The sequence below is a fragment of the Candidatus Acetothermia bacterium genome (genome assembly GCA_024653305.1).
Lineage (GTDB): Bacteria > Bipolaricaulota > Bipolaricaulia > Bipolaricaulales > Bipolaricaulaceae > JACIWI01.
Genome location: JANLFW010000002.1, coordinates 11,993 through 32,522 on the forward strand (window position 1 = coordinate 11,993; position 20,530 = coordinate 32,522).

Consider the following 20,530-nt stretch of genomic DNA (forward strand, 5'->3'; position numbering starts at 1 on the left):
GGCTTCCTGAGCGCGCGGAAACGGAAGGCGCTCCTTGGGCTCCTCCACAAGATCCCAAACACGAACGTGGACTTGGTCCCCGCTGTGGGACCGCTGGTTCGAGGGATCCGCTCCCAGGCAGCTTTATCTCAAGCGCAGCTTGCAGGGATAATCGGAAGATCCCAGCCGGTGATCGGCCTTTACGAGAGAGACCTGCGCAACCCCAGCCGGGATGCAGCCAAAGGGTTGCTTCAGGTCGCGCAGGCTGTGGGGGACAAGGCCGCTTTGGCCACGTTAAGACGGCGCCTTGGGGTCCACTGGAGCAAGGTCAAGGAAGTCCTCGAGGTACCTTATGGCCGTCCTTTCGTGTACGACATAAGCGTGGAGGAGGACGAGAACTTCCTCGCCGGCCGGGGTGGGCTTTTTGTCCACAACACCTTCACCATTGCCCACGTGATCCAAAACGTGCAGAAGCCCACCCTCGTCATCGCCCACAACAAGACCCTCACCGCCCAGCTGTATGGGGAGTTCCGCGAGCTGTTTCCGGACAACGCCGTGCACTACTTCGTGTCCTACTACGACTACTACCAGCCGGAGGCGTACATCCCGCAAACCGACACCTACATCGAGAAGGACGCCCAGATCAACGAGGAGATCGACCGCCTGCGCCATGCCGCCACGTCGTCGCTTCTGGAGCGGCGGGACGTGATCGTGGTCGCCTCGGTGTCCTGCATCTATGGCCTCGGGTCCCCCCAGGACTACGCGGCCCTCTCCGTCGCCCTGGAGGCGGGCCACGAGTACGACCTCGATGAGGTGCTGCGCCAGCTCGTGATGCTCCAGTACCGAAGGAACGAGCTCGCGTTCGAGCGGGCCACGTTCCGCCTACGCGGGGACGTGCTGGAGATCATTCCCGCCTCGGAGGAGGTGGGGTACCGGATCGAGTGGTTTGGGGATGAGGTGGAGCGGATCTCCGCCATCGACCCCCTCACCGGCGACGTCCTCGCCGAGCGGGCCCGGGTCACCATCGCCCCAGCCACCCACTACGTGACCCCGGAGGAGCGGCTGCGGCAGGCCCTCGCGGGGATCGAGGCCGAGCTTGAAGAAAGGCTGGCCGAGTTCCGCCGGGCCGGCAAGCTCCTCGAGGCCCAGCGCCTGGAGCAGCGGACCCTGTTCGACCTGGAGATGCTCAGGGAGATGGGGTACTGCCCGGGGATCGAAAACTACTCCCGGCACCTGGACGGCCGCCAACCTGGGGAACCCCCGTGGACGCTGCTCGACTACTTCCCGCCCGACTCCCTGGTGGTGATCGACGAGTCCCACCAGACGGTGCCCCAGATCCACGGGATGTACCACGGGGACCGATCGCGGAAGGAGACGCTGGTGGAGTACGGATTCCGGCTACCGTCCGCCCTGGACAACCGGCCGCTTGGGTTCGAGGAGTTCGAGGCCCGCATCCGCCAGGTGATCTTCATGTCCGCCACCCCCGGTCCCTACGAGCGCCGGGTATCGGAGAAGATCGTGGAGCAGATCGTGCGCCCCACTGGCCTCGTCGACCCGGAGGTGGAGGTGCATCCGGTGCAGGGGCAGATCGACCACCTCTTGGGCGAGCTCAAGCGGGTCACCGAGCGGGGCGAGCGGGCCTTGGTCACGACGTTGACCAAGCGCATGGCCGAAGACCTCACGGACTATCTCGTGGAGCTGGGGATCCGCGCCCGGTATTTGCACTCGGAGATCGAGACCCTGGACCGGGTGGAGATCCTCCGCGACCTGCGCCTGGGCAAGTTCGACGTCCTGGTGGGGATCAACCTCCTCCGGGAGGGGCTCGATCTCCCCGAGGTGTCGCTCGTGGCGATCCTCGACGCGGACAAGGAGGGGTTCCTCCGCTCCGCGACCTCGCTCATCCAGACCATCGGCCGTGCCGCCAGGAACGTGCGGGGCAAGGTGATCCTCTACGCGGACGAGGGCACCGACGCCATCCGCGAAGCGGTGGACGAGACGAACCGGCGGCGTCGGATCCAGAACGAGTACAACCTACGCCATGGGATCACTCCCCAGACGGTGGAGAAGGAGGTGCGGGACATCCTGGCCGAGCTCCACGGCCGGCAGGCGGAGCCGGTGCAGGTACCGAAGGCCCCGGAGAAGCTCCCGCGGGACGAGCTGGCCGGGCTCATCCGTGCCCTGGAGCGGGAAATGCGCGCGGCGGCCGAGCGTCTGGAGTTCGAGCTCGCCGCCGCGTATCGGGACAAGATCCGGGAACTGCGCCGCCTGCTCTAGCGCCGAAGCCCCCGCCTTAACCCGCTTCTTCCCAGCCTTTCCGCTGTCGTCCTCGCGTCGCGCGCCGACCGCCCGTGGTGCCTTCGGCGAACCCGGGCATAAAGTTCGTGCTAGGTTCAATCCGAGCCACGGCGTGGGCAATGAGCCGGGCCGCGTTCTCGAGATCGGAGAGGGACACGATCTCGCACGGGGAGTGCATGTACCGATTGGGGATGGAGACGAGGGCGGTGGCGACCCCGGCCCGGGTGAGCTGGATCGCGTTGGCGTCGGTGCCGGTGCCGCCCGGGGCTGGCTCCACCTGGTACGGGATCTTCTCCTTCTCCGCCGTGTCCACGAGGAGATCAAACAGCCTTGGGTTGATGTTCGCCCCCCGGGCGATGACCGGGCCCTTGCCGAGCCGGACCTCCCCGAGCCGCTTCTTCTCCCCCTCCGTGCCCGGGGTGTCCGTGGTGTGGGTCACGTCCACGGCGATCCCCACCAACGGGTCGATCCCGAACGCGCTGGTGTGGGCCCCGCGCAGCCCGATCTCCTCCTGCACCGTGGCCACGGCGAACACCGCCGCCTTGGGCTTAAGCCCCTTGACCAAGCGCAACGCCTCTAGGGCGACGAAGGCGCCGATGCGGTCGTCGATGCCCCGGGCCACGAGGAGGTCGTCGTTCAGCCGTTCCGGGCCGTAAGCGAGCACGACCGGATCCCCGATCGCCACGCGCTTCTGCGTCTCTTCCTTGGACGCAGTGCCGATGTCGATCCACAGGTCCTCGGGCCGGACCACCTTCTTGCGCTCCTCGTCCTCCAGAAGGTGGATCGGCTTCCGCCCGATGACGCCGAGCACCCGGCCGCTCTTGGTCTGGATCCATACCCGCTGGCCGGGCAGCATCTGGGAATCCCACCCCCCGATCGCGCGCACGTACAGGTACCCATGGTCGTCGATGTGGGCCACCATGAGGCCGATCTCGTCCATGTGTCCGGCGAGCATGACCCGCGGGGAGCCAGCCTCGTGCACGACGGCGAACGCGTTCCCGTGGAGGTCACCCCAGGTCCGCTCCGCGAACTTCGCCGCCTCCTCTCGCCAGACCCCGGCCGCCTCGGCCTCGAACCCCGATGGGCTAACCGTGGCCAGGAACTGTTCCAGGAACCCGATCTTGCCCTTGTCCATTGATCCGACCTCCGTTGGTTGTAAATTCTAACACCGTCGAATGGCCAGGAAAAACCGCGCCCCCGCAGGTCCCTTCCATCAACAGGTGAGATGGAGCATTGCGCACACGCGCTTCGCCCGGGCGAGATCGTTGTAGGCGTCCACGGCCTCGGCCGTCTTCACGGCGAGGAGCTCGATTCCCCGGTCGGCAAGCAGCCACGCCACCTCGGCAGTGACCTGGAGGAGGCCGGAGTGGCCGGTGCCCACGATCAGGAGCTCAGGCCGCTCGGCGAGGGCGTCCTGAATGTCCTCCGGGTGGACGCGGTGCCCCTCCCGGCGCCGCCATTCTCGGACCGCGGTCTCCAGGATGGCGAGATCGTGGTGGTAGGGAACCCCGTCCACCTCAATCCGCCCGAATCGGTAACCGGTAAGCCTCATCACCATCACCCCTGATCCATGATAAAAGGTGAGGGGGAAGCATGGGGTACACTCGTCCCATCCAGACCCAAGGAGGACCAGGATGAAGCCCATTCGCACCGCGGCCAAGGCCATCGTCATCCGGGACGGAAGGCTCCTTGTGACCGTAAACCGCGATCCCGATGGAGTGTTCTACCTCCTGCCCGGCGGCGGGCAGGAGCCCGGCGAGACGCTCCTCCAAGCCCTACGCCGGGAGTGCCGCGAGGAGATCGGGGCCGATGTGGAGATCGGTGACCTCGTGTTCGTGCGGGAGTACATCGGCGCCCAGCACGAGTTCACCGACCACGATGGCGATGTGCACCAGATCGAGCTCTTGTTCGTAGCTCGGCTCCCCGATGGGGAGATCCCGGGAGCCGGCATGGTGCCCGACACCGGCCAGACCGGGATCGCCTGGCTCCCCATCGCCGAACTCCCCCGCCTCCGCCTGTACCCGGCCGCGCTCGCCGAGCCACTGCGCCGGCTGAGCCAGGGCGCTCTCCCCGGCCCCCACTATCTCGGTGACGTGAACTGATGTTCATGATTTTCGGTAACACCTCACCGGACCTAATTCTGACCCTCGCTTTGTGTCTCTAGACACCTGCCATCGCCGGGTGCTATAGTGCGTTATCCTCCCCTTCCGATGGGAAGGAGGCGGATCCTGTATGTCCAGATCAGTTCGGCTTTTCCCAGTGCTGGTGTTGCTCGTGGTGGGGCTATTCCTTCCCATCTTCGCGCAAACGCCGGCCCACCAGCCGTTCCTCCCGGAAATCGTGTCCCTGGCCTTGGCCCAGGCCCAAGCCGCTGCTCAAGCGCAGGCCACGGCATGTGCCCAGGCGTATGCCGAGGCCAAGGCGATAGCGGTGGCGACAGCCCAAGCAATCGCCAGGGCCCAGGGTTCCGCGGAAGCGGAGGCCTCGGCGATCGCCAAGGCGTGCGCCACGGCCCAGGCCGCGGCGGAGGCGGCGGCGACGAGGCCAACATCCGCACATTCATCGACCCCAACTGTCTCCGACCGACATGCGAGCAGTACGTTCCCACGACCCCGAGCTGCCCCGCGACGCGGGAGCTCGCCTGGGACTTCGGCCAGGTGACGGCAGGGAGCAGCGTCAACACGACGAAGGGCTTCCCCGCGGACGTGACGAGCGCGGTGACCTCCTTGGGCGGTGTGGATGCCGCGCGGGTGAGCTCCACCTTGCCCACGGGCCTCACGTTCGACCTGATCCTGACCTCGCGGCAAGGCCGGATCTCGGGGACGGTGCCCCGCGAGGGCGGCCGGTGGACGGTGGTGTACAACCTTCTCGACAAGAACAAGTGTGTGGTGATCAGGCTCACGATCACCATCTCCACCGCGGCCACGACCGGGTGCCCGGCCTTCACCGGGCTCAAGTGGGACTTCGGCGAGGTCGCGACCGGGCTCCACGTTCTCACGGCGCGGTCCATCCCCAGTGCGGACCTCTCCAAGTTCAGATCGGCGGGGATTACCAAGGTGACAACGATCTCCTCCAACCTCCCGGCCGGGGCCGCGCTCAACCTCGACCTTGGGAGCGGCTTGGGGGTCCTCACCGGGAACCTCCCCACGGCCGGGGCCAGCTACGAGGTCCTGTTTGGGCTGCACGACGCGCGGAACTGCGAGCTCTTCCGGTACTCGGCGTCGTTGCGAACTCCCGCGGCGGCGCGGGTGCCGGATCTCACGGTCCAGATCACGCGGGTGGCGGTGGAGAAGGTGTGCGAGAAGGACTACAGCCACCTCGTCACCGTGTACTGGCAGGCCAGCGGCGGCACGGCCCCGATTCACATCGGGCCGGTGAGCCTCATCTACCCCGACGGGAGGACCCAAGCGGTCATCGACGGGTTCCCGGCCTCGGGGTCCGTGGGGTTCCGGGCGACGCTGTCCGGAGGCGGGAAGGTCACGGTCCGGGTCCAGGCAAACGACGCCGCGGGCCGGACAAAGACCGCGGAGCAGACGGCAGACCTGGAGGCGTGTCTCCCCACGATCATCGGTCCCATCATCCGGCCAATCACGTACACCCTCGAGGTCTACGCCCGCCGTCAGGTGAACGTCACCCCGGGGTACGAGGAGCTGAAGGTGCCGGTGCGGGTGACCGGGGAGACGGCGGACCGGGTGACCCCGTTCACCGCCTCGTTTGGCCCGGGGACCTCGGTCACGCTTAGGTTCCCCGGGAGGATCTCCGGCGGTGCCTACGGCCGCGGGCCCCTCTACTACGACGAGTACGTGGGGGATGCGACGACGCCCACGCGGAAGACCGGCACCTGGGATGCGCGGAGGGAGTACCACTCGATCACCGTGACCATGAATGCCAAGGTGAAGATCGTAGTCTGGTACGGAGACATCATCGGGTAGAGCGGTTGGGACGAAGCTCGGGGGGGCGCTTGCCCGCCCCTTTCATTTCCCCCGGGCTCGGATGATCCCCGCCGCCTCGTCCTCGGCCAGGCGCACGCCGAGCTCGTCCTCCTCTCCCAGGAGGTGGGCGCGGAAGAACAGGACGAGGTACGTCTGGGCGGTCGTCCGGGCGCGGGCCGGGTCCGTCCCCGGGACGCATAGAGAGCAGGCGAACCCGCAGTTGGGGTCGTCGAGGTAGTCCATGTGCCCGGCCCCGAGCTGGGTCACCTCCCACGCCCGAGCCGTCGCCCGCTCGAACAGCCGCTCGTAGTTGGCCTCCCGGGGGGCGCAGGGGGTTCCGAAACGCGCCTCCCCTCCCCGCTCCGCGCCCAGGAGGAGTTTGGGGACGGCAATATCTGCCATCCGGTCCGCGGCGCGGGGGAAGCGGACGGGGTCGTCCGCCCCTGGCGGCCCCCCGTCCACGGGATCAAGCCCGGCCACCGCCCGCACGGCCCGCTCGTCGGCGGCGACAAGGAACGAGAGCTTCCCGCCCAGGGAGTGGCCAGCGAGGCCGACTCGCTCGGGGTCGAGCCGCACTCCCCGCGCCGCCGCCCGCTCCGGAAGCGCCCCGAGGACGAACCGGAGGTCGAGGGCAAGGGCGCGGTGGTCAGCGTTGAACAAGTTCACGTCGTAGGTGAGGAGGGCCACCGCAATTCCGTGGGAGGCGAGGAGCTTGGCCGTCCCCTGGTAGGCGCGGCCGGAGAGGAGGAACCCTGGGCTGAAGAGGACAAACGGCACCGCCCTGTCCCCCGCTGGGGCCACGAGCAGCACCTCCACCGTGCGGTTTCGGGCCGGGTCGCGCAGCACAAGCTCGTGGGACCCGTAAGGCAGCGGGCCGTGGGGCCCATAGTCTTGGGCGAGGGCTAGTACCCCCAACGCACAGAGCAGAGCTTGCATGAGCATGGCTTACTCCTCCTCCAAAGCGCGCACCCGGGCGAGGTAGGGCCGAAGGTCGAACTTCCCCTCCAGCCCACGCCGGGTCATCGGCCGGACATTACCCCAGATCGGCCGCTCCGGGAACGGCCGGTCGTGGAGGCCGAAGCACCATCCCACCCCCCCGTAGCTCGAGGGGTCTCGGCCGTCGAGGGCGTACTTGTTGTTCAAGGCGAGCGCAAGGCGGAAAGCTTCTTCAGGGGTCGTGGTCCACAGGAGGAACATCTTCCCCCAGTACATGCGGAGGTAGGCATGGATCGTCCCTTCCCGACGGAGCTGCGTCTGGGCCGCGTTCCAGATCGGGTCGTCCGTCTCCCCCTGCTCCAGCGCCTTGGGGGAGTAGAGGGCGGGCCGGGGGTCCGCGGAGTGCCGGCGGAGGGTCCGCCGGGCCCAGAGGGGGAGGCCGTGGAACGCATCGTAGCTTGAGTTGTACAGGACGAAGTTCAGGGCGAGCTCTCGGCGGACGACGAGCTCCTCGAGGAACGCGTCGGCCCCTGGGCCTCCGACCCCCTGGACCCGGAGGGCGACCTCTACCGGGGAGATCTGGCCGAAGTGGAGGTAGGGGGAGAGGCCCGAGGTGACGGGGCCGCTCGGGTGGTTTCGCCTGTCGGCGTAGAAGCGGAGGCCATCGGCGACGAACCGGTCCAGCCGCTGCCGCGCGGCCGCGGTCCCCGCTGGGAGGGGGAGCGGCGGGACCGGACGGACGACGGGAAGGCGGTCCAAGAGGGGCTCAACTTTCTCGGGGTCCTCCCCAGGGAGGTCGAGCCCAAGGGAACTCCGGCGGGGTTCCTGCTCGGGGAGGGGGTGGAGGAACCGGGGGAGGAGGGGGCGGATCCGCCGCCTCAGGACGGCAGCGCTCCAGGCCTGGCGCCCATAGGCGAGTTCGACGGGCACCACGGCGTCGCCCTCCACCTCGACCACTGGGCAGGGGGCACGGGAGGCCACGTCCGCCCGCCACGCCCGGCCGTGGCGGAGGTAGCTTCGGTCCGTCACCAGCGCGGCCGCCTCCCTGGCGAGTTCCAGGGCCACCTCCGGCGGGTCCCCGAAGCGGAGGACGAACCGGATCCCCCGGTCCGCAAGCTCCAGGGCGGTCTCCTTCAGGCCCGCGAGCATAAACGCGTAGTGGCGGAGGTTGGCCTCGGGGTAGCTTGGGGTGAGCCCAAAGGCCACGGCCACGGGGAGGCCAAGGTCGTTTCCCAGGGCGACCGCATGTTCCAGGGCTGGGTTCCCGCTTGCCCGCTGGGAGGCCTGCATCCAGTAGAGGACGTACCGGCCCTGGCGGACAGGCCGGTCGTTCAGGAACCGAACCCGCTCTGGCTCTACCCCTTGGGTCATCGGCCCTGCGCGTGCCCCTGGAGGAACGCCCCCACGGCGGTGAGGAACTCTCCCGGCCGCTTCTCGTGGGGGAGGTGTCCGCAGCTTGGGACGAGAGCGACCTTCGCCCCGGGGAGGAGGTCCCAAAGCCGCCGGCAGACCTCAGGCGAGACGACCCGGTTGTCGCTGGTGATCACGAAAGGCGGGATCCGGAGCTCCTCTTGGAGGCCGAGGAGGGGTTGAGCCCTTGCCACCGGAGGGGCCGCTCGCTGGGCCCAAGGCCCCGCCGGTCCAAGCCCACGGCCTTGCTCCACGCGACAAGGGGAAGGAAAACTTCTGGCCAGGAGAAGCTCCTGCTTCCGAACCTGCGGAGGGCGACGAACTCCGGCTTCCCTCTCGCCCGCGGCCTGGAGTGGGCTTGTATTCCAGTGAGGTGGGCAGACGAACTGTCGGGGTCGGCGGGCTCCGCGGGGAGAGGCGGGATCAAAACAAGAAGCGGCTCCACCCCCCACGAGGGCAAGGAGGACCCCAAACGCGATCCCGACCGCCATCACGACGCCTCCCGGACCACGCGGGGGTCCCCTTGGGCGAGGGCCAAGGCCCGCAGCGCGCTCCGCTCCTTGTCCTTCACCTCGAGCATGAGGTCAAAATCGTGGGGCCGGCTCTCCTCAAGGAACCGAGCGAAGTCCTCCTCGTCCAGGGTGTGGGCATGGCTCCCCCGCCGCCCGCCCGGGCGCGGGGACGAGTAGTCCACGATGGGGAGGCCGTCGCGGTCCGTCCAGGTCTCGGCCTGAAGGGCGAGGGCCTCCCCCAGGGTGTGGCCGTCGGGGTGAAGGGCGTGGTGGAAAACGTCAAGGACCACGGGGACCCCGGTCGCCTCGTGGACCCGCAGGGTGTCGGAGAACGTGTACAGGCGCTCGTCGTGCTCCACCACAAGCCGCGCCCGCACCTCTGGCTCCAGTTCCCCCACGGCCCACACCAACCGCCGCAGGGCTTCCTCCTTGTCCCCGTACTGGCCACCCACGTGAACCTGGATCTTCGCCGTCCGGTCGAGGCCGAGGAGGTCCAGGACGGTGGCGTGGTAGCGGAGGTCGGCCCGGGCGGACGCCACCACCTCCGCGCGGGGGGAGTTGAGGAGCGTGTGCTGCCCCGGGTGCATGGAGATCCTCATCCCCACGGACCTGATGAGTGAGCCCACCTCGGCGAAGGGGGAACGGAGGGCTCGCTCCCACGGGAAGCGGTTCTCCGGGTGGGAGGCGAGGGGGACAAGGTCGGAGGTGACGCGGAGGAAGAGGAGCCCCCGGGCCGCGTTCCACCGCACCATCTCCGCCAGGCACCGCAGGTTTCCCTCCACGGTGGCGTACAGGAGGCCCTCGTCCAGGGAGGCGAGGCGGAAGGTGCGGCTGGCCCGGCAGGGGAGGCTCAGGTTGACGCAGGGGTAGCCGATCCTCACCGGATCTCCCGCCCCCCGGCGGAGTCCTCTGGGGAGAGGAGGGACGCCGGGAACGGGAAGAACAGCCGCTGGTCCGCGAGGTAGGCGACGTCGAACCGGACGATCCACGCCCGGAGGACGCCCACGGGGGCGGAGAGGGGCACGCGGCCGGTGCGGTAGTCCTCCAGCGCCTCCAGGAAGTAGGCCCGCTCCCCTGCGGACAGGCCCTCCGACACGTACCCGAACGCGTGGAGAAGCGCGTTGGCCGCCGATGGGCGCCGCAAGGGACGGCGCAGCGCGGCCTCAAACGTCGTCCGGTACTGGGAGAAGACCTGCGGGGTTGGCCTCCGGGTGGGGTTGGCCACAATCCGCCCCAGCTCCGCAAGCGCCTTCTGGCTCAGGGCCATGAGGAGGAGCTTGTACCGGGAGTGGAAGGCCACCAAGTCTCGGAGCCGTCCTCCCGCCTCGGTCTCCCGCAGGCTCGCCAGGGCGAAGGCCGCGGTGAGGAAGGACTCCCGCAGGGCGCGGTTGGTGAGGCGACCTTCGTCCTCCACGGGGAGATGGGGGAACCTGTCCCGCACCGCGCCGCCGAACAGCCCCGCCCGGCGGGCCACCGCCCCACCCTTCTCGACCGACGCGTATACCTTGGCGTCAGAGATGCCGCACGAGGGGGACCGGTTCTTGAGGAGGAAGCCGTCCACCGCGGGGAGGGAGGATAGGAACTCGTCGGCAAAGCGGCGCATGGCTTCGGTGAAGTCCCGCCCTGTGGCGGGCTGGAGAAGCCGGGGCTCCCCTCCCCCCACCAGGCGCAGGGGTGGGCGGGGGGAGGGAAGCCCGAGGGCCATCTCCGGGCACACGGTGAGGAACTCCACCTCCCCTGCCAGGGCTTGGACGTGGGGTGCGGGGATCACGCTCCCGTCGTACCGGCAGGGGGCGAACCCCAGGCACCGGGAGACGACGAGGTGGGGCCGGGAGAACCCTAGCCCAACTCGACTCGCTTCTCCGACTCCCACAGCCCGTGGATGTTGCAGTACGCCAGGGCGTGGAGCGTCCCCGGCTTGTTCGTCTTGAACGCGAATGCAACCTCGTGGTGGGTGTACACCGGGCCCTGGTTCGGGCCAGCCACCGCCTCCCCGTGGGCGCCCATCTCGAACTTCCCCAGGTCGTAGATGAACTTATCCCCGTCCGGGGCGAAGTAGGCCCCGATCCAGCGGATGTGGTGCTCCGTGGTGTTGGGGTGGGCAGCTGCTTTGCCCAGGGAGATCCTCACCGTCACCCACTCGTCCGCCTTCACCCGGTCTGGGCAGTCGATGGCCGGAACGTGTTTCTCTGCCTTCCAGTCTGCCGTCTGAATCTTCCCCGCAATGGACATGTCAGTCCTCCTTCCGTCGGCCCAGGTCCCGGTCCGCCATCGCCAGCCCTCGCCCGTCAGGCCCCATTCGCTCCAAGAGCTGGACGGCCTTCAGGGTGTGGTCCTCCTCTTCCACCTGCTCGGACACAAACCACTGGAGGGCCGCCGCGGCGGCGTGGTCCTTCTCCTCGGCGGCGAGCTCCACCAGGGCGTGGATCCGCGCCGTGATGTGCCCCTCGTGCTTGTAGGCGGCCTTGAACGCCTCAAGGGGCGAGGCCCACGTCGCTTCCGGCTCCGCAAGGGCCTGGAGTCGCACCCGGCCTCCCCGCTCCACGAGGTGGTCGAAGATCCGCATCGCGTGCCCCAGCTCCTCCCCGGCCTGGACCCGCATCCACGAGGCCATCCCGTCCCATCCCTCGTGGGCAAAGTACCCGGCCATCGCCAGGTAGAGGTAGGCCGAACCGAGTTCCTCCCTGATCTGGTCGTTGAGGGCCTGCTCCATTTTCTTCCCGATCACGGCTTCTCCTTCACCGTCCGGTGGCAGAACCACCAGTCGTAGCACTGAACGTTCCCCGCCTGAGCCTCCGTGACGCGCTTCTTCGCTCCCTGGACGTCGCTTGGGGGAGGGACGATCCCGTTTCCGCCGATGAGTTCGTTCTCTGGCCAGTTGGCGGGAATGGCCACCCCCTCCTTCATCGCCGTCTGGAACGCCCTGAGGATGCGCAAGATCTCGGGGATGTTGCGGCCGATGTTGAGGGGGTAGTAAAGGGTGGTCCGGATGATCCCCTGCGGGCAGAGGACGAACACCGCCCGCACTGTTGCCGACTCCGAGGTCCCAGGGTGGATCATCCCGTAAAGCTCGGCAATCTTTCCCGTGGTGTCGGCCACGATGGGGAAGGGGATCTCCACCCCAAGCTTCTCCTGGATCCACTCCACCCACTTGATGTGGGAGTAGACGTGGTCCACAGACAGGCCCACGAGTTCCGCGTTGAGCGCCTTGAACTTCTCGTAGTTCTTGGCAAAGGACACGAACTCTGTCGTGCACACCGGGGTGAAATCCGCGGGGTGGGAGAAGAACACGACCCACTTTCCCTTGAGGTCCTTGGGGAACTCGAGGGGGCCGTGGGTGGTCTGGGCCTTGAACTCCGGCGCGGGTTCACCAATGAGCGGAAGCCTCTTTTCCATGTGGAACCTCCTTTCAGAACGTCTTGAACTTGGCCCGCGGAGCTTGGCAGATGGGGCACCGCTCCGGGGCCTCCCCCTCCACGGTGTGACCGCACATCGCGCACACGTGGACCCGTCCCAGGGGGACGTCCTGGCCCGCGAGCACGCTCTCCCGGGCCTTGGTGTACATCCCGGCGTGGATCTTCTCCGCCTCCAGGGCGTAGTGGGTGGAGCGAACGGCGCCCTTCTCCCCCTGGAGCTCGGCCACGGCGTGGTAGGCCGGGTACATCTCCTCCACCTCGAACGTCTCACCGGCGATGGCCTCGGCCAGGTTGTCGGGGCTCGCCCGGACGAGGCCCACCTCCCGGAGGTGGTTTGTGGCGTGGACCTGCTCCGCGTAGGCAATTGCCCGGAACAGGCGCGCCAGGTTCGGGCGCTTCTCCTCCTCCGCCACCTCCGCGAAGATGAGGTAGCGCATGTGGGCCTGGGATTCCCCGGCGAACGCGGTCTTCAGATTGTCTTCCGTCATCCGACGCATGGATCATGCCTCCTTTTCCTGGCAGGTGGGGCACCAGCCGTAGAAGATGAGCATATGCCCCTGGATTCGGAACCCGTGGTCGTGGTGGAGCAGGTGGTCGAGCTGGGTCTGGTACGGGGCGTCAACATCGAACAGAAGGCGGCACCGGGTGCAGAGAAAGTGGTAGTGGGGGCTGGGGTTGGGGTCGAACCGATCCGCGCCGCCACAGCGGAGCTCGCGGACGAGGCCTTCGCCGGCGAGCGCCCGCAGGGTGCGGTACACGGTGGCCAAGCTGATGTGGTGGCCCTGGGCGTGGAGGGTTTGGTAGACCTCCTCCGCGGTGGGGTGGTCGGTGCGGCCTTGGATGGCGGTCATCACCTGGTGGCGCTTCCGGGTCCACTGCCAGTTGCTCATGATTGTGATTTGCATTGTACATAAGGTTGGCTGCGGTATCAACACGGACCGCGGAGATCGCAGCGCAATCGCGGGGATGCTCGATCTGGCCGCGAACATGGCCGGCACCGGAGACGCGGTGGTCCTCGCCGGGCACCCCCCGCGGTGAGGACAGGTCCCCCTCACCTCCACAGCGCCTGGCGCAACCCGGCCGCGGCGCGGCCGAGAGCACCGGAACCGAAGTCGAACGGGAGCCCCGCCGCCTGGAACAGATCGGGCAGCGGCCGCGACCCGCCCAATGCCAGCGTCTGCCGGTACGCGCGCACCGCGCCGGATCGGTCCTTCTGCGCCGCAAGCCAGATCCCAAGCGCCCCGAGTTGGGCGATCCCATACTCGACGTAGTAAAATGGATGAAGATAGAGGTGAAGCTGGCGCTGCCAGTCGCTCGCGAGCGCCTCCTCGTACCCGGTCCAGTCCTCGATCCCGCCGAAGCGACGGTGCAGGGCAAGCCACTCTCGCCGGCGCTCTTCTTGGGTGTGCCCGGGATGGGTGTAAATCCAGTGCTGGAACGCGTCGATGGTGGCAATCCAGCAAAACAGGTCTACGATGGAAAGCAGGTGGTCCTCCCGCGCCCGGTCCGCATCGGCTCGGGAATAGAACACCTCCAGGCACGGGGCGCCCAGGAACTCCATCGCCATCGAGGCGACCTCGGCGAACTCGAGCGGGGCATGGCGGTAAGCATGGATCGGCTCCTCCCGGGTGGCGAAGGTGTGGAACGCGTGCCCACCCTCGTGGAGGAGCGTGCGCAGGTCGCGGTCCCGTCCGACCGCGTTCATGAAGATGAACGGGAGCCTCCGTTCGGAGAGCGTGGATTGGTACCCCCCCGGGGCCTTGCCCTTGCGGCTTTCCAGGTCCAGAAGCCCAAGGTCGGCCATGAGCCCGAACTGGCGGCCCAACTCGGGGTCCACCCTGGCGAAGATCTCCCGGCATCCGCGAACCAGCTCGTCCGCCGTGGAGAACGGCCGCAACGGGGGCCGCCCCTCAGGGTCCACCACCAGGTCCCATGGCCGCAGCGTGCGCACCCCCAGTTTCTCCTTGCGTTGCTTCTGGAGGGCTCGCATCAGGGGGACGATGTGCTCCTCCACCCCGCGGTGGAACCGCGCACAGTCGTCGGGGGTGTAGTCGAACCGCTCCCGCTTGCGGAACGCGTAGTCGCGGAAGCTCGCAAACCCGGCGTTGCGCGCCTGCCGCTCCCGCAGACGGACCAACTGGTCGTAGAGCTCGTCGAGCTCTCTCCGGTCTTGGAGCCGGCGCTCGGCCACCTTCTCCCACGCCGCCCGCCGCACGTCCCGATCCGGCTCCTCTAGATACCGGGCCATCTGCTGCAGGGTCTGTTCTTTCCCGTCGAACTCCACGGTCATCGCCCCGGTGATCTTCTGGTACCGTTGGCCGAGCTTCTCGTCCTCCACCTCTAAGGGGACGTTCTCCTCCCGGAAGATCTGAACCGCGTTTTCAAAGCTGCGCGCCAGCACCATGTACCGCTTGTGATCGAGGCGCGCCCGCGCCGGGCTGTCCACGAACCGCTGACGGAGGCGGTGGTAGCGGGGCCTCAGGCGGGGCTCGATGTTCTCCACGAAGTGGAGATACGCCTTCTCGTGCTCCGGGTTGGACGTGTCGCAGGTCATCCGGATGCGGCGGATCGCGCCGTCCTCATACACCACCGCGGTCAACTCGGAGAGGTCGAGGATCATCCGTTCTAGGTCCGCCGCCGTGTTGAGCGGGCGCCGCTCGAGATCGTCGAACAGGGGCTCAAGGTCACCCCACTCGGAGACGTCAATGTCCTCGGGCACGAACCTCCGCGGGAACTCACGCGGTAGCTGTGCGGGATCCAACGTCATATGCACCTCCCAATATCGAATTTCGGCAGACGCCATTGTACCGAAGCGGCCGTCCAGCGTGGAACATGGCCCGGGCGCGATCATCCCGCTATAATGGCCCATCCTTGGCAGTCGAGGTGGATCATGGAGAAATGGGAGTGCACCGTGTGCGGATGGATCTACGATCCAGCGAAGGGCGATCCCAGCCAGGGGATCAAGCCGGGCACGGCGTTCGAGGACCTCCCCGACGATTGGGTGTGCCCGGAGTGTGGTGCCCCCAAAGACATGTTCGAGATCGTCGGCTAACGGATGCATGTTCTGATCGTGGGCGGGGGGATCGCCGGGGTCACCGCCGCCCGTAAGCTGCGGACCCTGGCCCCCACCGCGCGGATCACCATCCTCGAGGCGGAACCGGTTCTCTACTACCTTCGCCCCGGCCTGATCGACCTCCTCGCCGGACGGAAGGGCCTCGCCGACATCACCCCGTTTCCCCAGGGGTGGTACGACCGCCATGGCATCGTGTACCGCACCGGGACCACCGTGGTGGCCCTCGACCCGGCGCGGCACCGGGTGACCCTGACCGCAGGGGATGAGCTCTCCTACGACCGGTTGCTCCTCGCCGCCGGAGCCCAGGCCCTGCGTCCGCCGATCCCGGGCACGGACAAACCGGGCGTGTTCACCCTGCGCTCGGCTGCGGACGCGGAGCGCATCCGGACCCAGGCCGAAGGGGGGTCGAGCGCCGCGGTCATCGGCGGGGGCTGGCTCGGCCTGGAGGCGGCCCTGGCCCTCCGCGACCGCGGGCTCGCCGTGACCGTGCTCGAACGGGGGCCGTGGCTTCTCCCCCGCCAGCTCGACCCGGATGGGGCCCAGGTCCTGGCCGCGCTCCTCGCCCAGCACGGGGTCACCCTGCGCATCGGCGTGGACTGCACCGGGATCTATGGGGATACGACGGCGGCCGGGGTGCGGCTTGCCTCAGGGGAGGAGATCCCGGCCGAACTGGTGCTCCTCGCGGCCGGGGTACGGCCTCGGGCGGCGCTGGCCGCGGCGGCCGGGCTCCAGGTCAAGGGCGGGATTGTCGTGGACGATCGGCTTCGTACCACAGCACCCGACGTCTACGCCGCCGGCGATGTCGCGGAGTGGCGGGGGAGGAGCTACGGGATCATCCCCGCCGCCCGGGAGCAGGCCGAGGTCGCTGCCCAGAACATGGTCGAACCGGGAAGCGCGGCCTACACCGGCACTACCCCCACCAACCGGCTGAAGGTGGCCGGGGTGGACCTGGTGTGCTTGGGCGATACCCAGCCCCAGGGCGGGCCGGGCCGGGAGCTGCGCCAGGCCGATCCCGAGCACGCCCGTTACCTCAAGTTCGTGCTCGATCGCGAGGGACGGCTGGTGGGGGCGATCCTCCTCGGGGCGCCGGACCTCGCCGCCCAGGTAGAGGCGTGGATCCAGGACCGGGCCTACGCAGAAGGGGAAATCGACCGGCTTCTCGGTTCCCCGAGCTGACCGGCCCAACCATGGCTTCACCGAGGCCGACCGGCACCGAGGGGTGGGTGGTGCACGGGCTTTTACCTGCCGCCAGCCACGCCCGGGGCGAAGATCGTCATCGGCGACGAAGGGCTGGTGCCGGGCAAGGAACGGACCCGGTTCGGTCGGGGGCTTCTTGCCCTTCCCCGGGGTACACTGGGGCCCGTGACCGTGGCGGACGGTGGGGAAACGGCGCCCGTGTCCGTGGCGCTCGTCGGAGCCGGGCAACGGGGAATCGAGGTGTACGGGGATTACATCTTCCGTCATCCAGAGGCGGCGCGGCTGGTGGCGGTGGCCGAACCGGACCCGACCCGACGGGCGTTGACGGTCCGGCTCCACCGTCTTCCGCCGGACCGAGCCTTCACGACCTGGGAACACCTCCTTTCCCGCGAACGCTTGGCCGATGCCCTCATCATCGCCACCCCGGACCGCGTGCACGTGGAGCCGGCCCTTCGGGCGCTCGCCCTCGGCTACCACATCCTCCTGGAGAAGCCCATCGCCACCACGCGCGATGAGGTCCTCCGGCTCCAACGAGCGGCCATGGAGTCCTCGGGGTCGGTGACCGTGGCCCACGTGCTGCGGTACACGGAGTTCTTCGCCACGATCAAGCGGCTTCTTGACGAGGGTCGGATTGGCCGCCTCATCTCCATCGTCCACATCGAGAACATCGGGTTCTGGCACTTCGCCCACTCCTACGTGCGGGGCAATTGGCGCAGGGCCGAGACCGCAAGCCCGATGATCCTCGCCAAGGCCTGCCACGACTTCGACCTCATCCGCTGGTTCGCCGACCGCCCTTGTCGGAGCGTGAGTTCGTGCGGCGAGTTGACGTACTTCCGGCCGGAGAACGCCCCGCCCGGGGCCACCGAACGGTGCACCGACCCATGCCCGGTCGAGCCCACCTGCCTATACTCGGCGGTCGAGATCTACGTCCGACGGTTCGCCCACCGCACCGGGTGGCCGGGATCGGTGATCACCGTCGACCCAAGGCCGACCGCGCGGCTCCAGGCGCTTCGGGAAAGCCCGTACGGGCGGTGCGTGTTCCGTTGCGACAACGATGTCCCCGACCATCAGGTGGTGACCCTCGAGTTCGCCGGGGGGATCACGGCCACGCTGATCGTGTCTGCGTTCACTGCGGAGAACACGCGCACCGTGAAGCTGATGGGCACCCACGGCGAGATCCGCGGGCACCTCGGCCGGGGGGAGATCGTCGCGTACCCATTCTCGTCCGGTCCGCCTCTTGTGCTCCACACGCAGGGCGGGGAAGGGCACGCAGGAGGCGATGAAGGGCTCATGCAGGCGTTTCTGGACCGGGTTCAGCGGCTGCGGACAGGAGCAGAGGCGTCGGCGGCGATCACGTCGCTTTCGGACTGTGTGGACAGTCACCTGATGGCGTTCGCCGCCGAGGAGTCCCGACGCACGGGAAGGGTCGTCCATCTGGACCGGTGAGGTCCGTTGGAGGTGGCCGCCTTGAACGCCTCCAGGCGATGAGGAAGCCGGGTGCCCACCAGCCTTAGGGCGCTCGCGCCGCGCGGCGGGCGTAGCGCTCCACCATCCCGTGCAGGTGGTGCATGGCCACGTCGTAGCCGCGCAGGGCCACCGTCACCGTGTACGCGAGCACCCGCACGATCCACAACCTGAACAGGAGCTCTTGCCAGTCCGGATCGTCGGCCCGAAACTCCCGCAGCAGGACCTGGTACGTATCGTACCAGGCCTCGTCGTCCATGAACCCAAGCTGCGGGAAGCTCCGCGAGCGGGCCAAGCCATCGCGCACCCGCGTGGGGAAGAGATCCAGGAGCGCAAGCTGGCGCGCGGTCCACCCTTGGGCGAGGAGGGCCAGGGTCCCGTCGAAGTTGTAGCCGATCTTCGTTTTGACCGTCTCCGACACCGGTCCCTGGTACTCGACGTGGTGGACGGTGCCTTCGGGGACCTTTTCCCCGGCCAGCGACTGAAGGGCGGAGAAGCACTCGACGAGCATCGTGCGGAGATCGGTCAGGGTCCCGTAAAGCTTGTGGAGCTTGCCGACCCCGAGGTACGTCTCGTACATCCCGAATCCCCCGGCCACGGTGGCGAAGGTGTACAGGGTGTCGATCCCCCAGTCGCTCTGGGCCTGCACCCGGGGGTTGGCAACCAAAGCCTCGGCCACCGGCCGGGTGAGCAGAAGCTCCCCACCCAGGGGCTGCTCGATGCGCGGGAGCTCCGACCGCGGCCACAGCAGGGCGAACCCGGTGCGGGTGATGAACCAGGTGATCATCGCGTCGGTGCTCGCCCGGGGGAAGTAGTGACGCACGACTTGGTACCCTTGATCGGCAGCGTCCTCGGCCTTGGTGATCCACTCCTCGGAAAAGGACAGGATGTCGGCGTCGTAGAAGTGGATCCGCTCGTGGTCGGTCTTCGCGAGGAAGTACCGGAGCCCAGTGTTCATGCCATCGCCCTTGCCTGGGCGTTTGCTTCCGATCCTCTCCTGGACGATGACCTCGACCCGCCTGCCCGTTGCCCGCGCGATCTCCGGGGCTGCGGCTGCCGCAGCACGGAAGCATGCGTCTTCATCGGCCCCAATGCACACCACACCCCGAACCCGGGGATGGGCCGCGGCAATGCGCACGTTTTTAAGGAGGACATCGGGGTCCTCGCGCTTGAACGGAAAAACCACCAGACTCATCGGTGTTCTCCTTGCGTAGGCGGGCCTGCCTCGATGGACAGGGCCTTGCCGCTCTCCTCGTCGAACAGGCGCAGCTTCTCCTTGGTCATGGTAAGGCCGACGGTCTGCCCGGCCCGCAGGAGCGGTTCCGGAGCGGTGGCCACCTTCAGCACGTCCTTCCCCACCTGCACGGTCAGGAGCTGCTGCGCACCCAAGGGTTCGGACACGAGCACGGTAGCGGGAAGAGAACCGGGCGTCGCGTCCGCGTGCACGCCGATGTTCTCGGCCCTGATCCCCACGACGACGAGCTTCCCCACCATCGCCCGGAGGCTCGGCTTCCACGCCGGGGGCAACAGCAAGGTGAAATCGCCCACGGCGAGGGCCAGGTCGTCCCCGCTTGTGTTCACCGTGGCTCGCAGGAAGTTCATCGGCGGGGTGCCGATGAAACCGGCGACGAACGTGGTCGCCGGCCGGTCGTAGACGGTGTTCGGGTGGTCGAGCTGGACGATTACCCCCTCCCGCATCACCGCGATCCGGTCCCCCAGGGAGAGGGCCTCTATCTGGTCATGGGTCACGTACACGGTGGTGGTGCCGATCTCCCGATGGAGGCGCTTGAGCTCGGCCCGCATCTGAAGGCGGAGTAGCGCGTCCAGGTTGGAGAGGGGCTCGTCCATGAGCAGCACCTCCGGCTTCATCACGATCGCCCGGGCCACCGCCACCCGCTGCCGCTGCCCGCCGGAGAGCTGGGCCGGGTAGCGATCGAGGAGCTCGTCGATCTGGAGGAGCTCTGCCGCTTCCTGCACAGCGGCGCGGATCTCCCGCTTGGCGATGTGCCTCATGCGTAGCCCGAACCCGATGTTCTGGGCCACCGTCATGTGCGGGAACACCGCGTAGCTCTGGAAGACCATGGCGATGCCGCGTCGAGCCGGGGGCAGCTCGGTCACGTCGCGGCCGCCGATGAAGATGCGTCCGGTGTCGGCCCGCTCCAGCCCGGCGATGCACCGCAGGGTGGTGGTCTTGCCGCAGCCGGAGGGGCCGAGGAGGACGAGGAACTCCCCGTCCGCGATGGTCAGGTCCACGTCCTTGACCGCCACCACCCGGCCGAACGTCTTGCGCACGCGTTGCAGCCCGATCTCCGCCAC

At 68.2% G+C, this 20,530-nt stretch carries 23 protein-coding genes (1 of these 23 only partly in view); 8 read left to right on the plus strand and 15 right to left on the minus strand.

The features are described from left to right. A protein-coding gene (locus NUV94_01250; GenBank protein ID MCR4391415.1) for a hypothetical protein crosses the window boundary here: on the plus strand, positions 1 to 10 show its 3' end. Its footprint begins 1,238 nt before the window's first position; only the last 10 of its 1,248 coding nucleotides appear in the window; its start codon lies beyond the left edge, outside the window; its stop codon occupies positions 8 to 10. 335 nt (positions 11 to 345) lie between these two features. After that, entirely contained in the window at positions 346 to 2,253 is a 1,908-nt protein-coding gene (gene uvrB / locus NUV94_01255; GenBank protein ID MCR4391416.1) for an excinuclease ABC subunit UvrB, read from the plus strand. Between the two features lie 16 nt (positions 2,254 to 2,269). Here uvrB and NUV94_01260 read toward each other — a convergent pair whose 3' ends face one another. Both NUV94_01260 and NUV94_01265 read right to left on the minus strand, forming a co-directional pair. Next, positions 2,270 to 3,409 (minus strand): M42 family metallopeptidase, encoded by a 1,140-nt coding sequence (locus NUV94_01260; GenBank protein MCR4391417.1) that lies wholly within the window; start codon positions 3,407 to 3,409, stop codon positions 2,270 to 2,272. A 78-nt stretch (positions 3,410 to 3,487) separates the two neighbouring features. Next, positions 3,488 to 3,832 (minus strand): MTH938/NDUFAF3 family protein, encoded by a 345-nt coding sequence (locus tag NUV94_01265; protein ID MCR4391418.1) that lies wholly within the window; start codon positions 3,830 to 3,832, stop codon positions 3,488 to 3,490. Positions 3,833 to 3,908: 76 nt separating this feature from the next. Here NUV94_01265 and NUV94_01270 point away from each other — a divergent pair, with 76 nt between their 5' ends. Together NUV94_01270 and NUV94_01275 are read left to right on the plus strand one after the other, a co-directional pair. Further along, on the plus strand, positions 3,909 to 4,376 hold the full coding sequence (locus NUV94_01270; protein ID MCR4391419.1) for an NUDIX domain-containing protein: 468 nt from the start codon (positions 3,909 to 3,911) through the stop codon (positions 4,374 to 4,376). 399 nt (positions 4,377 to 4,775) lie between these two features. Beyond that, on the plus strand, positions 4,776 to 6,206 hold the full coding sequence (locus NUV94_01275) for a hypothetical protein (GenBank protein ID MCR4391420.1): 1,431 nt from the start codon (positions 4,776 to 4,778) through the stop codon (positions 6,204 to 6,206). Between the two features lie 42 nt (positions 6,207 to 6,248). On the opposite strand, the gene NUV94_01280 is transcribed toward NUV94_01275, so the two are convergent. The 10 genes from NUV94_01280 to NUV94_01325 all read right to left on the minus strand — a co-directional run bounded on the left by NUV94_01280 (position 6,249) and on the right by NUV94_01325 (position 13,370). Continuing rightward, positions 6,249 to 7,148, minus strand: a complete 900-nt coding sequence (locus tag NUV94_01280; protein MCR4391421.1) for a hypothetical protein — start codon at positions 7,146 to 7,148, stop codon at positions 6,249 to 6,251. Between the two features lie 3 nt (positions 7,149 to 7,151). Next, positions 7,152 to 8,513: a deoxyribodipyrimidine photo-lyase gene (locus NUV94_01285; protein ID MCR4391422.1), complete on the minus strand. Its 1,362-nt coding sequence runs from the start codon at positions 8,511 to 8,513 to the stop codon at positions 7,152 to 7,154. Then, positions 8,510 to 8,746, minus strand: coding sequence for an alpha/beta hydrolase (locus tag NUV94_01290; GenBank protein ID MCR4391423.1), 237 nt, complete (start codon positions 8,744 to 8,746; stop codon positions 8,510 to 8,512). Before NUV94_01290 ends, NUV94_01285 begins: the two co-directional genes overlap by 4 nt. Positions 8,747 to 9,042: 296 nt before the next feature. Further along, on the minus strand, positions 9,043 to 9,945 hold the full coding sequence (gene uvsE, locus NUV94_01295; GenBank protein ID MCR4391424.1) for a UV DNA damage repair endonuclease UvsE: 903 nt from the start codon (positions 9,943 to 9,945) through the stop codon (positions 9,043 to 9,045). Next, positions 9,942 to 10,937, minus strand: coding sequence for a DUF523 and DUF1722 domain-containing protein (locus NUV94_01300; protein MCR4391425.1), 996 nt, complete (start codon positions 10,935 to 10,937; stop codon positions 9,942 to 9,944). The genes uvsE and NUV94_01300 overlap by 4 nt, the downstream gene beginning before the upstream one ends. Beyond that, on the minus strand, positions 10,904 to 11,296 hold the full coding sequence (locus tag NUV94_01305) for a class II SORL domain-containing protein (protein MCR4391426.1): 393 nt from the start codon (positions 11,294 to 11,296) through the stop codon (positions 10,904 to 10,906). The genes NUV94_01300 and NUV94_01305 overlap by 34 nt, the downstream gene beginning before the upstream one ends. A gap of 1 nt (position 11,297) precedes the next feature. Further along, entirely contained in the window at positions 11,298 to 11,792 is a 495-nt protein-coding gene (locus NUV94_01310; protein MCR4391427.1) for a ferritin, read from the minus strand. Next, a complete protein-coding gene (locus NUV94_01315) occupies positions 11,789 to 12,460 on the minus strand; it encodes a peroxiredoxin (protein MCR4391428.1) in 672 nt (223 codons plus the stop codon). Before NUV94_01315 ends, NUV94_01310 begins: the two co-directional genes overlap by 4 nt. A 13-nt stretch (positions 12,461 to 12,473) precedes the next feature. Continuing rightward, the gene (locus NUV94_01320; GenBank protein ID MCR4391429.1) at positions 12,474 to 12,977 is read right to left on the minus strand and encodes a rubrerythrin family protein; all 504 of its coding nucleotides are present in this window, start codon (positions 12,975 to 12,977) and stop codon (positions 12,474 to 12,476) included. A 3-nt stretch (positions 12,978 to 12,980) separates the two neighbouring features. Further along, positions 12,981 to 13,370, minus strand: coding sequence for a transcriptional repressor (locus NUV94_01325; GenBank protein ID MCR4391430.1), 390 nt, complete (start codon positions 13,368 to 13,370; stop codon positions 12,981 to 12,983). Between NUV94_01325 and NUV94_01330 the strand changes: the two genes are divergently transcribed. Next, positions 13,369 to 13,518: a hypothetical protein gene (locus NUV94_01330; protein ID MCR4391431.1), complete on the plus strand. Its 150-nt coding sequence runs from the start codon at positions 13,369 to 13,371 to the stop codon at positions 13,516 to 13,518. The genes NUV94_01325 and NUV94_01330 overlap by 2 nt on opposite strands. A 13-nt stretch (positions 13,519 to 13,531) precedes the next feature. Here NUV94_01330 and NUV94_01335 read toward each other — a convergent pair whose 3' ends face one another. Further along, on the minus strand, positions 13,532 to 15,199 hold the full coding sequence (locus tag NUV94_01335; GenBank protein MCR4391432.1) for a M3 family oligoendopeptidase: 1,668 nt from the start codon (positions 15,197 to 15,199) through the stop codon (positions 13,532 to 13,534). A 171-nt stretch (positions 15,200 to 15,370) separates the two neighbouring features. Between NUV94_01335 and NUV94_01340 the strand changes: the two genes are divergently transcribed. From NUV94_01340 to NUV94_01350, 3 genes are all read left to right on the plus strand, one after another. Beyond that, complete coding sequence (locus tag NUV94_01340; protein ID MCR4391433.1) at positions 15,371 to 15,532, plus strand: rubredoxin; 162 nt, start codon at positions 15,371 to 15,373, stop codon at positions 15,530 to 15,532. A gap of 3 nt (positions 15,533 to 15,535) precedes the next feature. Beyond that, positions 15,536 to 16,729: an FAD-dependent oxidoreductase gene (locus NUV94_01345; protein MCR4391434.1), complete on the plus strand. Its 1,194-nt coding sequence runs from the start codon at positions 15,536 to 15,538 to the stop codon at positions 16,727 to 16,729. A gap of 117 nt (positions 16,730 to 16,846) precedes the next feature. Beyond that, positions 16,847 to 18,196, plus strand: a complete 1,350-nt coding sequence (locus tag NUV94_01350; GenBank protein MCR4391435.1) for a Gfo/Idh/MocA family oxidoreductase — start codon at positions 16,847 to 16,849, stop codon at positions 18,194 to 18,196. Positions 18,197 to 18,260: 64 nt separating this feature from the next. Here the strand turns inward: NUV94_01350 and NUV94_01355 are convergent, their stop codons facing one another. Beyond that, the gene (locus NUV94_01355) at positions 18,261 to 19,409 is read right to left on the minus strand and encodes a hypothetical protein (GenBank protein ID MCR4391436.1); all 1,149 of its coding nucleotides are present in this window, start codon (positions 19,407 to 19,409) and stop codon (positions 18,261 to 18,263) included. Beyond that, on the minus strand, positions 19,406 to 20,530 hold the full coding sequence (locus NUV94_01360) for an ABC transporter ATP-binding protein (GenBank protein MCR4391437.1): 1,125 nt from the start codon (positions 20,528 to 20,530) through the stop codon (positions 19,406 to 19,408). The genes NUV94_01355 and NUV94_01360 overlap by 4 nt, the downstream gene beginning before the upstream one ends.